A 12727-nucleotide genomic window follows, 5' to 3' on the forward strand; every position below is an offset into this window, starting at 1 on the left:
GCTATGCCGCGTCGGTGACCAATTTGTGCCGAGATTTCTCGGTGACGCGGTTTTCCAGCGTGGCGATGGTTCCCTTGAGATTGTCGTGCCGCTCGTGGAGCGACCTTGCCAAGATCGGATACCTCGGGTTCGCCCGGTCATAGATTCCCGCGCGCTGTTCTTCGGTCGCGATGTCGGCTTCGATCTGCTGGCAGGCCAGGACAAGATCGGACAGCATCTTCCTGATCGTTGGCTCTCGTCCGCTGCTTGCGCGAGCTGTCCCAAAACGATGATGCATGTTCATGTGCGTGCTCCGAATGTCTGAGTTCGGCACATCAAGAACCGCTGCCGCCGAACCATTCACGGATGCATCGCAAGTTGCTTGCCAGGAGCGGGTCCGTAGGAATACGGCCGGGTGGTCTGACCCGTGATATGCTGCGGTTCAGCGGGTCTCTCGCGCTATTGCCGGCGCCAGGCCGGAATGCACGTGCCCAGCGTGACCCGCGCATAGTCCCGGGCGGCAGTCTGATCTCCAGCCTGTTCGGCAAACCTGACCGCGGCCTCCATATCCTGCGAGGCGGATGCGCTATCGCAGAACAGGCTGCGGATGTCAGCCCGGTATCGATAGGCCCTGTAGTTCATCGGGTTGTACTGAAGCGCCAGGTTGTAGTTGGCTTGCTCCTCGGTGGCGCCGCGGCGCGCTTCATCCGACTGACCGTTGAAGTTGGCCAGGCGATTGAGCGCCTGGAGTGCCCCGAGCTCCGTGTAACGTTGGGACATCGCGCCGAAACTGGAAGAAAGTGCTTCGGCCGGAGAAGCAGGCTGCTTCACCGTTATGCGCGCGCGTTCAATCTCGATCTTCTTGTATTTGATCGCGTTGTCGTAGTCCCGCAAGCTTTGGAACGTGCTCGATATTTCGCCATTGATCGGCACGACATAGGCAGTCGAGAGCCGTCGATCGCCGAGCAGGTTGAGACAGGCCCGCAGCTTTGCCTGCGCAGGCGTGACATCGCGACATTCCTTGTCGACCACACGCTGTTCGTCCGGCGTGTGCACCGTTGGCGGCGCCTGGGCAGCAGTCAGGACAATCACCAGCCCGAAGCAGATCGCTGACCTGAGACCGCGGCTTGGGCCATTCATGTTATTTGTTCGCCTCCAGCCCGATCTCGACCAGACGGCGGATCCGCGGACTTCATGCTTGTTCGATACCAAATAATCGTGCCGGACTCAAAAGTGAGGCCGTTCGTGACTGGGAAAGACCGAACGGCCTCAGCCGGCCCGTAGTGCCAAAATGGAAGAAAGGGGCCGGCGCTCCAGCTACGGTGCTGCCGGACAAATGGTTTCACGTCCCTGAACGGGATGAGGCCGCTTGCTACGAGCGCGCCGGCTCGGTTTGACGACAGGTCGTCAAGACAAACGCCGCCTTGCTGCATTGCCACTCGCTCCCGAGCGCAGCGCTGGAGACGGGCCGCGGCGCAGCCGCGATCGCCAGCACGATAACCATGCAGGCCAGCGAAGTTGCGATGACGAGGCGGCCCGCTTTGGATGCGAAGCGCTGCCGGAACCAGGGAGCCAGATCGGCGGATCGGCGGAGCTGGGCGTTCCGCAAAACCTGGTCGATGTCCTGGAATTGAATGCCACTGTCCTGCTGCATGGCGTTACCCCGGAAAACATTCAAGTGATGAAAAACAGGCGAATGCTGCGCGCGGTTTGTTTCGCGCTCGCTTCAACGCACCGGAAATGATGTTTCGTTCACGCGGAGGTGACCGCCGGTTCAGGCCGGACTTGCGGTCAGCGGTCGCCTCCAGCCGCCTGGAAGTGCGCCGAATCCACTTCCCGGGGCCGTTGGGGTGACAAAGTGGGACACGAACAGACGGACGGCGCCATATTGGCTGCCACCCCCCTGAAAGGCGCGTGAAATGATCCTGCTCAGGCGAAGCTGAACATGCTTGCGCTGAGCTGTCCGGGCGCGATGCCGATCAGCCAGGCGGCGTTGCCCGCCGCATCGGTGATGATCGTGGTGTTGATGCCGGGCGAATAGAACTCGGCTGTCTGAACATCGGCAAACGAATGGAGCGACGTACCTGCGAAACTCAGGAGGTCATTCACACCGCCCTTGTTGAAGTCCTCGATCACCATGACTCCCGAAGAGGCGTCACTGATCAGGAATGTATCCCTGCCACCGCCGCCCCACGCGTAGTCAACACCGCCATCGCCGCTGATGACGTCGTTACCGGAGCCCATCAGAAACACGTCGACGCCGCTGCCGCCGGTGACTGTGTCGCCTCCGTTGGAGCCGTAGACGTAGTTCTGGCCCGAACCGCCATAGATGACGTTGCCGTCGCTCTCGCCCGACGAGATGAAGATGTTCAGCCCGGAACCGCCGAACATGGTGTCGACGCCGGCGCCGCCGTAAAAATAGTTGGTGCCGACGCCGCCGTAGAGCAGGTCGCTCCCGGCTTCGCCGAACATCACGTTGACATCGGACGCCGACGCTCCCCCCGAACCGAACAGCGCATCGTTGCCGTCGCCGCCATACAGGTAGTTGAAGCCGGTACCGCCATAAAGTGCGTCATTTCCGCCGCCGCCAAGCAGGACATCCGTGCCGTCGCCGCCGAACAGGAAGTCGTCGCCTCCGTAGGCATAGATGTAGTCGTTGCCGCCGAAAGCGTAGATGGCATCGGCTGCATTGCTTCCCAGCAGAACATCATTCGCCGCCGAGCCGTTGGTGACGACGGTGCTGGCAGGAACGTCCGGTTGGATGGAGGCCGGTCCATAGAGCGCCTGAATGCCGTCGATGTCCGACTGCGTCAGGTTGGTGACGTCAGCGCTGGCGTAGGGATTCATGATCGCCGGGCCGCCGGTATAATGATCGAGGCCCAAGGCGTGGCCGATTTCATGCGTTGCAACGGCCTCGAAACTTATTCCTCCCGACATCGTCAAACCGCTGGAGGACGACGTGTAGGTTTCTGCCTGGTCAAAGCTGACCGTGACGTCGGGCAGAAAGTCGCCGTTGGAGTAGTAGTACGAGGTCTCTGCCAGGATCCCGTAAGGGCCGTCAAAAGTGCCGAGCCCGAAACGGATGTCGGCGCTGGCAGAATCCGCCACCTCGACGAACGTTACATCCGCCACGGCGGACCATCGCTTCAAGGCGTCGATGATTTCCCGCTCATATTCACCGGGCTGGAAAAACGCCGAGTATGTCTCGGGCTGATCCGAGAAATTGACCGTGGCAAAACTCCACGTGATGGTCTTCGACGACCAGACGGGTCCTTCCAGGTTGTAGTCGGCCATGGAGCTTGTTGCCTGTTGCGTCGCATCGGGAAGCAAGTATCGCGATACTTCGCTTCCGGAGCTTTATCTCGTCCGATTTGTGGTGCCGAAAAGGTAAATAAAGTCCTGTGAGGCCAACCGTCCCGGGCTGGCCATAAGCTCCGCATCAAGCCAGGGCACAGGGGCTTTGGCCCGTCAGCTGAGTTCCGGACAGATACCGGTTCCCGGCTTGCCATCCGCCGGCAACGCCAGGGTCGCCGCGCTCGCACCATCGTCTACCTTTGGTGGTCTGCGAGCGTGGTATAGTCTGTGACGCGCAACCGCGGAGGGCTCATGACGACGTACGTTGGAACGCTGGGCGACGACGATCACACCGCAATCGCAGGTGAGGACGTATTTTACGGCCTGGACGGCAACGATAGCCTCGTTGCGACGATGACCGGTAGTGTCGTCTATGGCGGCAACGGCAACGACAGTCTCAGCTCGAGCATCTCTCACGACGATTCAGCCACGATCTATGGCGGCGAAGGCAATGACACTCTGTCGGCATTCGACTCGACCCTGTCAGGAGACGGAGGGGACGATTCCATCCAGGGCCAAGGCAGTGTCCTTTATGGCGGCGAAGGCAACGATACGATCACCACGGGCTGGGATGGGTTTTTCCGTCTGGGGAACGCCTACGGTGGCCTCGGTAACGACGTCATTACTGGACAGGGGTCTGCGATCGACGGCGGCGCCGGTGACGACACGATCTATGGCGGCACTATCGGCTTGGGTAACACGCTGACGGTCCTCCAGGGCGGCGTTGGAAACGACATCATCATCATCAATAGCTCCGGATCAGTCACCGATCGGCTGATGGCCTACGGAGGACAAGGCAACGACAGCATTTACGGCGGCCAAGGCGCGGACATCCTGATTGGTGATCAAGGTGTCGACCTGCTCGAAGGCAACGGGGGCGACGATTACCTGTACATGCCGTCCGGCGGCGGCACGGCCTATGGCGGCGATGGCAACGATGTCGCCGTTGGGTCCAGCGCCAATGACGTGCTGATTGGCGATGCCGGCGACGATACTGCCTACGGATACGAAGGTAACGACTACCTCTACGGCGGGGCCGGCAACGACGTGATGTTTGGCGGCGACGGCACCGATGTGCTGTTGGGCGGCACAGGCAACGACTATTTCGATGGCGGCACCGGCGTGAATTACTATTTCGGCGGCGGCGGCAACAACACCTTCGTCTCCAACGATGTGCCGAGCGTCCAGGTGATTCAGGATTTCAATGCTGCCACCGATACGGTGCAGCTGAACGGCACAGGCTTCAGTTCGTTTGCGGACGTGTTGTCGCACTCATATCAGAATGGTGCTTACTTTGTTGTTCAGGTGGATAACGACACGGCGGTGTGGCTGAACGGCGCCACCTCGAACACCGTTAGCGCTTCCAATTTCAACATTGTGTCTTAGCTGCTGCGGTCCGTTACGGCGCCGAGCGCGCATCGCCTTGCAGGTGCGCGCCGATCCGGCGGAGTAATTCTGTAGCGATTTCAATGGGAGTGGCGGAGAGGGAGGGATTCGAACCCTCGATACAGCTTGAGACCGTATGACGCTTTAGCAAAGCGTTGCCTTCAGCCACTCGGCCACCTCTCCGGCGCGAGCCTTATGTATCGATTTTGGTGGCTCGGTCAATTTGGAAGGGCATGTTTCCGCTCGATTATTCGCGATGCCCTCATCGTGATGAGGACGATCGGAGTGGCTCGCCCTCGGCGCGCGAATGGATCGCGCGAGAACGAAGCCGCAACATTTCGCGCAGGGCATTGAAACAACTTAGAAAAATGCGCAGGAAATCAGCCGTGGCCGAGGCGGTCATTCCACGCTGGCGCCGCGGCGCAGGTCGGCGTCGATCTGCAATCTGGTGCCGCCGCCGAACCGGGCGCGGTAGACCTGCAGGTTCTCCATGATCCGCTGCACGTAGTTCCGCGTCTCCGAGAACGGAATCAGCTCGACCCAGTCGACCGCATCGACCTTCGGATCGCGCGGGTCGCCGTAGCGCTCGATCCACTTCTTCACGCTGCCGCGGCCGGCATTGTAGGCGGCGAAGGTCAGGATGTAGGAGCCGCGATAGTCCTCGAGCAGGCCGCCGAGCTCGGCCGCGCCGAGCATCGCGTTGTAGACCGGGTCGGTCTTCATCCGGTTGAGGTCGAAGCCGATGCCGGCGCGCTTGCAGACGTAACGTCCGGCGTCCGGCGTCACCTGCATCAGGCCGTAGGCCTGGGCCGGCGACACCACCGCCGGATTGAACGCGCTTTCCTGGCGCGCAATCGCGTAGACCACGCTCTGCTCGACCTCCGGCCCGACCTGGCGGAACGACGGAATCCCGTTGACCGGATAGGCGTAGTGATCGAACGGCAGTCCGCGGTTGAGCGCGGCCTTGCCCATCAGCAGCATGCCGCGGGCATCGCCGTGGCGCGCGGTGAGCTCGCCGAGGCCGGCCAGCGCTTCCGGATCGCCATTGTCGCCGAGGTCGCCGAAGATCGGGATCGCAAGCTCGCGCGCGTCGATCTCGTAGAGCAGGGCGACGGCGCGTACGATCTCGAGCCGGTCGGCGCCGCGGCCGCGCGGTGCGCTGTTCAGCTCGATCTGCGGCAGGCCGAGTTTGGCGCGCGCGAGCTGGCCGTAATAGCTGGTGGATTGTTCGGCCGCGCGTGCATAGGCGGCGCGCGCCTCCTGGCCGCGGCCGGCGGCCTCAGCAGCGCGGCCCTGCCAATAGCCGGCACGCGCCAGCGCGGTCGGGTTGGCGCTGCCGACGCCGATCCGTGCGAAATGCTGGGCAGCGAGGGAGGGGTCGTTGAGAAAGCGCAGCGCGATCCAGCCCGAGGTGAATTCCTGCTCGGTCTTGTAGATGTCGCGGGCCGGCAGCGCGGCGTCGCGCGCGATCAGATAGGCGGTGCGAAACTCTTCCGTGTCGATCATCTTGCGCGCCAGCAGGCGGCGCTCGACCCACCATTCGTCGACATTGTAGAGGCGCGCGGCGTCCTTCGGCGCGCTCAGCATCAGCCGGGCGGCTTCGGCGAATTTCTCCTCGCGGCGGAGCAGCTGGATTTTTGCGAACAGATAACCGGTGTCGCCGGTGAGTTCGCTCGGCACCGCCTCGAGCAGCGCACGCAGGTTCGAGCCCTTGCGGTTGGCCGCGATCCGCGCCTTGGCGAGCGCGAGATAGCCGGAGCCGAGCCGCTTGGCCTCGCGAATGCCGGCAGCCTCGTTGTCGGTGCCGTAGAGCATGGTGTCCATGCGCGCCTTGTGGTCGGCGGCGGTCAGGAACGAGCCGAACATGTCGAGCGCGGTGGTTTCGGTGTCCTCGCTCATCCCGTCATTGCGCCAGGCTTCGCGCACCAGGCGCTCGGCATTGCCGCGGTCGCCGCGTCCGAGCATCACCTTGGCAAGCGCGAGCCGGCCCTTGGCCGAGACCGGCGATTCATTCTGGAACCAGGCCCACACCGCGGAGTCGTCGCGACGATCGTCCCACAGCGAGGCCTCGATGCGACGACGCAGGAAGGTCTGCGAGGGCCAGCTCGGATTGGCGTCGAGGAAGGCGCGGTAACGCTCGACCGAGGCGCCGTTGTCCTCGCTGCGCAGGATCAGCCATTCGGCAAGCTTGCGCGCCACCGGATCCGAGATCGAGGCCTCGGCCTCGGTGGCGTCGGCCGATTTGCGCTTGCGCAGCAGTTCGACGACGCTGGCGAGTGCGTCCTTGTCGGACTGCGAGGTCGACGATGTCGCGGCCACGGCCGCAGGCAGCACCGGCTTGCGCGCGATCGGCGCGGCATGCTGGCGGGTCGCCGGAACCAGCGCGGGGGCGGCGGCGCGGACCGGCGCCGGCTTGGTCGGCAGACTTACTGTTGCAGCCGGAGCGGCGGGCTTGGACGCCGTGCCCTTGGATGCGGTGGCCTTCGAAGCCGCGTCCTTGTGTGCCTCGGTCTTGGCAGCAGCCTTGGCGCCCTCCGGCTTGACGGCGCCGGACTTCGCGGAGGTTGGCTTGGAGGAGGCTGGCTTGTGAGCTTCGGTCTTCGCTGCGTTGGGCTTCGCGGCGTCGGTCTTGGTACCGCCAGGCTTGGCTGCGGTTGAGGTCGCTGCCTTCGGAGCCGCCGACTTCGCGGTACCCTTGGCGGTGGCGCCCTTGGATGCCGTGTCCTGGGTAGCCGGCTTGGCGGGTGGAACATCCTCGGCGGCCCGCGCATCTGATGTGATGGCGGCAAGGCCGACGACCAGCGCCAGGCTCGTCGCCAGCGCCGTCGATCGCAATGTGCCTGCGCGAACGGAACGGATCACAGAAGTCCTCTGCGGCCCCGAATCATCTGGTCGTTTGGGCCATGGGTTCTTATTTGATTGAAAACGTAGACAAAATACTAAGAAGCCTGCCGGTGCGGCTGTTTGCGCCAGCACCACGGCAAAATCGCGGCTGGACGCGGTTTCGCGCGCCGCAGATTACCGTTGGGAATAGGTACGGTACGGCCCTTTCGCCTGTCGGCCAGACCCGATATGAATTGCCTTTCATGGCGTTTCGCATCAACCGGGTGCCGGTTGCACGGACGTGAAGCACGACAACAACAAGGGTCCGTCGACCTAGTCTTTAGCCTGAAGCGTTTGGAGGAAGTCCATGGCAGCCAAGACAAAATTCCGGGGATCATTCACTGCCTTGGTGACGCCCTTCAAAAACGGCTCGGTGGACGAGGCGGCGTTCCGCGGCCTCGTGAACTGGCAGATCGCGGAAGGGACGCACGGCCTGGTGCCGGTCGGCACCACCGGCGAGAGCCCGACGCTCAGCCATGACGAGCACAAGCGGGTGGTCGAGTGGTGCATCGAGGAGGCCAAGGGCCGGGTGCCCGTGATCGCCGGCGCCGGCTCGAATTCGACCAAGGAGGCGATCGAGCTCGCCGAGCACGCCGAGAAGGCCGGGGCCAACGCCGTGCTGGTCGTGACGCCGTACTACAACAAGCCGACCCAGGAAGGCATGTACCAGCACTTCAAGGCCATCAACGATGCGATCGGGATTCCGATCATCATCTACAACATCCCGCCGCGCTCGGTGATCGACATGTCGGTCGACACCATGAAACGGCTGTTCGAGCTGAAGAACATCGCCGGCGTCAAGGACGCGACTGCCAGCATGGTGCGGGTCTCGCAGCAGCGCGCCGCGATGGGCGAGGACTTCAACCAGCTCTCCGGCGAGGACGCCACCATCATCGGCTACATGGCGCATGGCGGCCATGGCTGCATCTCGGTGACCTCCAACGTTGCGCCGCGGCTGTGCTCGGAATTCCAGACTGCCTGGCAGAAGGGCGACGTCACCACCGCGCTGAAGATCCACGACAAGCTGATGCCGCTGCACACCAACCTGTTCATCGAGAGCAATCCGGCGCCGGTGAAGTATGCGATGTCGCTGCTCGGCAAGCTCGACGAGAAGCTGCGTTTGCCGATGGTGCCGGTTTCCGAGTCGACCCGCCAGGCCGTCCGCAGCGCCATGGTGCATGCCGGCCTGATCAACTGAATCGAGACGACCGTACCACCGTGAACAATGCCGTGCGCAATGTCGAAGAGAAGGGGATGGGGATGCTGAAGGAATTCCGCGAATTTGCCATGAAGGGCAACGTCGTCGACCTCGCCGTCGGCGTCATCATCGGCGCTGCCTTCGGGGCGATCGTCACTTCGCTGGTCGGCGACATCATCATGCCGATCATCGGCGCGATCACGGGCGGTCTCGACTTCTCCAACTATTTCACCGGGCTTTCCAAGGCCGTCACGGCGACCAACCTCGCCGACGCCAAGAAGCAGGGCGCAGTGCTGGCCTGGGGCAACTTCCTGACGCTGACGCTGAACTTCCTGATCATCGCCTTCGTGTTGTTCATGGTCATTCGCGCCATGAACCAGTTCAAGCGCAAGGACGAGGCCAAGCCCGCCGAGCCGCCGAAGCCGTCCGACGAGGTCGTGCTGCTGACGGAAATCCGCGACCTCCTCAAGAAGAGCTAAAGTGGCCGAGAAGAACGAACGTCCGATCAAGGTTGTCGCCGAAAACCGAAAGGCCCGCTTCAACTACGCCATCGAGGACACCATCGAGGCCGGCATTTCGCTGACCGGCACCGAGGTGAAATCAATCCGCAGCGGCAAGAGCACGATCGCGGAATCCTATGCGGATTCCAAGGACGGCGAGATCTGGCTGATCAACGCCAATATCCCGGAATATCTGCAGGCCAACCGCTTCAACCACGAGCCGAAGCGGCCGCGAAAGCTGCTGCTGCATCGCAAGCAGATCAACAAGCTGCTGGGCGCCGTCGACCGCGAGGGCATGACGCTCATTCCGCTGAAGCTGTACTTCAACGAGCGCGGCCGTGCCAAACTGCTGCTCGCGGTCGCCAAGGGCAAGAAGCTGCACGACAAGCGCGAGACCGAGAAGAAGCGCGACTGGAGCCGCGAGAAGGGCCGCCTGATGCGGGCGCGGGGATAGCGCGCCGTCATTTGCGATGACGGCGGATGGAGATCGGCCGATGAGCCAGAGCAGCCTGACCGATGTCGACTGGAGCAAGATCCCCCCGCCCACCGACGATGGCGGCGCCGCGCACCTCACCGGCATGACGATCCCGCCGGTGACCTTGCGGGCCACCAACGACACGTCGGTGACGTTGTCGGCGCTCGAGGGCCGCACCGTGGTGTTCGCCTATCCGCGAACCGGCGAGCCCGGCAAGATCGGGCTGGTCGATGATTGGGACATGATCCCGGGCGCCCGCGGCTGCACGCCGCAGACCTGTGCGTTCCGCGACCTGTTCGCCGAACTCAAGGCGGCGGGGGCCACCCAGGTGTTCGGGCTGTCGACGCAGAGCAACGCCTACCAGACCGAGATGGCCGCGCGGCTGCATCTGCCGTTCCCAGTGCTGTCCGACGAAGCGCTGGAACTGACGCACACGTTGAAGTTGCCGACGATGTCGGTGGCCGGCCTGACCCTGATCAAGCGGCTCGCGCTCGTGATCGACGACGCGCGCATCACGCACGTGTTCTATCCGGTGTTCCCACCCGACCGGAACGCCGGCGACGTGCTGGAATGGCTGAAGGCCAATCCGCGGAACGGCTAGAGCGTTTCGCGCGAAGCGGACAGCGGTTTGCGTAAAGTGGATACCGGTTCGCACGACGCAAAACGCATCAACGAAAATCCTGAACCCCGATTCGATCGGAACGGAGCGGGCGCTAGCCGATATCCTTGCGCACGGCCGCGAACACCTTGCGGAACATGTCGGTCGTCAACACACCCGTGTTCGTGTTGTAGCGCGAGCAATGGTAGCTGTCGTAGAGCTTGAACTTGCCTGCGCTATGCACGGCGCCGTGCACAAAGGGCGCCGCTGCCAGCCGAACATCGAGCGCCCTCAAGGTCGATTCGTGCGCGATTCGCCCGAGCAGCACGATCGCGCGCAGCTTCGGCATCGTGGCGATGGTGGCGCGGAGGAATTGCCGGCAGGTGTTGATCTCGACCGGCAGCGGCTTGTTCTGCGGCGGCACGCAGCGCACCGCGTTGCTGATCCGGGCGTCGACCAGCTTCAGGCCGTCGTCCGGCCGCGCCTGATAGACGCCGCTGGCAAAACCATATTCGAGCAAGGTCGCGTAGAGCAGGTCACCGGCGTAATCGCCGGTGAAGGGACGGCCGGTACGGTTGGCGCCCTGCATGCCCGGCGCGAGGCCAACAATCAGCAATCGCGCATTCGGATCGCCGAACGATTCCACCGGCGAGTTGAACCAGTCGGGGTTGCGCGCGCGGGCTTCGGCGCGGAAATCGGCCAGCCTTGGACAGAGCTGACAGTTGCTGTCGGGACGCGTCGGTGCAGCGACGAGATTACTCGTCGAAATCGTCATCGGCTCCCCGTGGGGCCATGGTGGTCGCGCGCTGCAGGAATTGCGGGGAATGGTGACGAGGTTCGCGGGGTTCGCGCGGGGCCGGGCGCTCGGACGGATCGCGGCCAAGCTTGGATTGCAGCTCGACGAGGTCGGTGAAGACGTCGGCCTGCCGGCGCAGCTCGTCGGCGATCATCGGCGGCTGGCTGGCGATCGTGGAGATGACGGTGACGCGAACACCGCGGCGCTGCACGGCTTCGACCAGCGAGCGGAAGTCGCCGTCGCCGGAGAACAGGATCATCTGGTCGATGTGCTCGGCGAGTTCCATGGCATCGACCGCGAGCTCGATGTCCATGTTGCCCTTCACCTTGCGGCGGCCGCTGGCGTCGATGAATTCCTTGGTCGCCTTGGTGACCACGGTGTAGCCGTTGTAGTCGAGCCAGTCGATCAACGGACGGATCGAGGAGTACTCCTGATCCTCGATGATCGCCGTGTAGTAGAACGCGCGAAGCAGCGTGCCGCGACTCTGGAATTCCTTGAGGAGCCGCTTGTAGTCGATGTCGAAGCCCAGCGTCTTTGCGGTTGCGTAAAGATTGGCTCCGTCGATGAAGAGCGCGATCTTGTTGGAAACAGGTGACGACATCAAAGTGTTCTCGCGTGGTTGTTAGTGTTCTTAGCGCAGCGGCGATCGACCGCGCGCAATTTCCTGCGTTGCTGCCTAAAGTTCTGTGAATCTTTCCCCACCACAGTCACCACCGCAATTATGGTGAGGCGAGGGCAAAAAGCCTAGACCTTTGACATTGCAATGAAGAGATTTACTTGTCTGGGACAGCAACCTAGCCATGTCGTCAGACGCTCCGGCCCTTCTGGCCCCGGCAGACGGGGTTATCAGAGCCTGTTCGGAAGGCAAATCACAAATTTTACCTTGCGAAACCGGGGCCATCCCTATAACTAACCCTCATAACCTACATGTTCGGTCCCTTTTACCACGGAGCGCCTCGAGATGGCTCGCGTCACCGTCGAAGATTGCATTGATAAGGTCGACAATCGCTTCGATCTCGTCCTGTTGGCCGCGCACCGCGCCCGGATGATCTCGTCGGGCTCGCAACTCACGGTTGATCGCGACAACGACAAGAATCCGGTGGTCTCGCTGCGGGAGATCGCCGATTCGACGATCTCGCCGGAAGATCTGAAAGAGGAACTCGTGCACTCCCTGCAGAAGTTCGTCGAGGTCGACGAGCCCGAGCCGGACACCGTGCCGCTGATCGGTTCCGCCGGTGCCAGCGTCGATGCCGACGACACCGAGGTCGCGGTCGAGCGGATGACCGAGGAAGAGCTGCTGAAGGGCCTCGAGGGTCTGGCTCCCCCGGAGGAGCAGCCCGAGGAGGACGAGTAAGCTCGTCGTTCATCTGTTGGTTTGGAATGAATTTGAAGAAGGCCCGGACATCGCTCCGGGCCTTTGCTTTTGTTGACAATTTCGCTGTTACGGTGCGTCCTATGCGGGCGCGGGAAATTGAATGGTTCCAGGGCCTGCGCGGGGTGCTGCTTCATTCGAAAGCGCACTAGATTGAGGAAGGTGGGACGGTCTGGTCCCGCGCAC

13 protein-coding genes and 1 tRNA gene are annotated in these 12727 nt (G+C 62.8%); 6 read left to right on the forward strand and 8 right to left on the reverse strand.

What is annotated here, in order from left to right:
• Position 1 precedes the first annotated feature (1 nt).
• From BRSPCE3_RS07350 to BRSPCE3_RS07365, 4 genes are all read right to left on the reverse strand, one after another.
• Positions 2-283 (reverse strand): hypothetical protein, encoded by a 282-nt coding sequence (locus BRSPCE3_RS07350; RefSeq protein WP_244065152.1) that lies wholly within the window; start codon positions 281-283, stop codon positions 2-4.
• Positions 284-438: 155 nt separating this feature from the next.
• The gene (locus BRSPCE3_RS07355; RefSeq protein ID WP_244065153.1) at positions 439-1119 is read right to left on the reverse strand and encodes a hypothetical protein; all 681 of its coding nucleotides are present in this window, start codon (positions 1117-1119) and stop codon (positions 439-441) included.
• Positions 1120-1351: 232 nt separating this feature from the next.
• The gene (locus BRSPCE3_RS07360) at positions 1352-1633 is read right to left on the reverse strand and encodes a hypothetical protein (protein WP_244065154.1); all 282 of its coding nucleotides are present in this window, start codon (positions 1631-1633) and stop codon (positions 1352-1354) included.
• A gap of 275 nt (positions 1634-1908) precedes the next feature.
• Entirely contained in the window at positions 1909-3273 is a 1365-nt protein-coding gene (locus BRSPCE3_RS07365) for a matrixin family metalloprotease (protein WP_244065155.1), read from the reverse strand.
• A gap of 312 nt (positions 3274-3585) precedes the next feature.
• Here BRSPCE3_RS07365 and BRSPCE3_RS07370 point away from each other — a divergent pair, with 312 nt between their 5' ends.
• Positions 3586-4719, forward strand: a complete 1134-nt coding sequence (locus BRSPCE3_RS07370) for a calcium-binding protein (RefSeq protein ID WP_244065156.1) — start codon at positions 3586-3588, stop codon at positions 4717-4719.
• Between the two features lie 90 nt (positions 4720-4809).
• Here BRSPCE3_RS07370 and BRSPCE3_RS07375 read toward each other — a convergent pair.
• Positions 4810-4902 (reverse strand) — tRNA-Ser (locus BRSPCE3_RS07375).
• Between the two features lie 216 nt (positions 4903-5118).
• On the reverse strand, positions 5119-7578 hold the full coding sequence (locus tag BRSPCE3_RS07380; protein ID WP_375709890.1) for a transglycosylase SLT domain-containing protein: 2460 nt from the start codon (positions 7576-7578) through the stop codon (positions 5119-5121).
• A 331-nt stretch (positions 7579-7909) separates the two neighbouring features.
• Here BRSPCE3_RS07380 and dapA point away from each other — a divergent pair, with 331 nt between their 5' ends.
• From dapA to BRSPCE3_RS07400, 4 genes are all read left to right on the forward strand, one after another.
• Positions 7910-8800 (forward strand): 4-hydroxy-tetrahydrodipicolinate synthase, encoded by an 891-nt coding sequence (dapA, locus tag BRSPCE3_RS07385; RefSeq protein ID WP_021078351.1) that lies wholly within the window; start codon positions 7910-7912, stop codon positions 8798-8800.
• 62 nt (positions 8801-8862) lie between these two features.
• Positions 8863-9279: a large conductance mechanosensitive channel protein MscL gene (gene mscL / locus BRSPCE3_RS07390; protein ID WP_244065815.1), complete on the forward strand. Its 417-nt coding sequence runs from the start codon at positions 8863-8865 to the stop codon at positions 9277-9279.
• 1 nt (position 9280) lies between these two features.
• Positions 9281-9754 (forward strand): SsrA-binding protein SmpB, encoded by a 474-nt coding sequence (gene smpB, locus BRSPCE3_RS07395; protein WP_244065157.1) that lies wholly within the window; start codon positions 9281-9283, stop codon positions 9752-9754.
• Between the two features lie 40 nt (positions 9755-9794).
• Positions 9795-10376, forward strand: a complete 582-nt coding sequence (locus BRSPCE3_RS07400; RefSeq protein ID WP_244065158.1) for a peroxiredoxin — start codon at positions 9795-9797, stop codon at positions 10374-10376.
• 112 nt (positions 10377-10488) lie between these two features.
• Here BRSPCE3_RS07400 and BRSPCE3_RS07405 read toward each other — a convergent pair whose 3' ends face one another.
• Positions 10489-11148: a uracil-DNA glycosylase gene (locus BRSPCE3_RS07405; protein ID WP_244065159.1), complete on the reverse strand. Its 660-nt coding sequence runs from the start codon at positions 11146-11148 to the stop codon at positions 10489-10491.
• Positions 11129-11770 (reverse strand): NYN domain-containing protein, encoded by a 642-nt coding sequence (locus tag BRSPCE3_RS07410; protein WP_050422617.1) that lies wholly within the window; start codon positions 11768-11770, stop codon positions 11129-11131. Before BRSPCE3_RS07410 ends, BRSPCE3_RS07405 begins: the two co-directional genes overlap by 20 nt.
• Positions 11771-12130: 360 nt before the next feature.
• On the opposite strand from BRSPCE3_RS07410, the gene rpoZ reads away from it, so the two are divergent.
• Positions 12131-12523 (forward strand): DNA-directed RNA polymerase subunit omega, encoded by a 393-nt coding sequence (rpoZ, locus tag BRSPCE3_RS07415; RefSeq protein ID WP_016844003.1) that lies wholly within the window; start codon positions 12131-12133, stop codon positions 12521-12523.
• The last annotated feature ends 204 nt before the right edge of the window (positions 12524-12727 follow it).

Origin of the sequence: Bradyrhizobium sp. Ce-3 (genome assembly GCF_022835695.1) — a bacterium.
GTDB lineage: Bacteria > Pseudomonadota > Alphaproteobacteria > Rhizobiales > Xanthobacteraceae > Bradyrhizobium.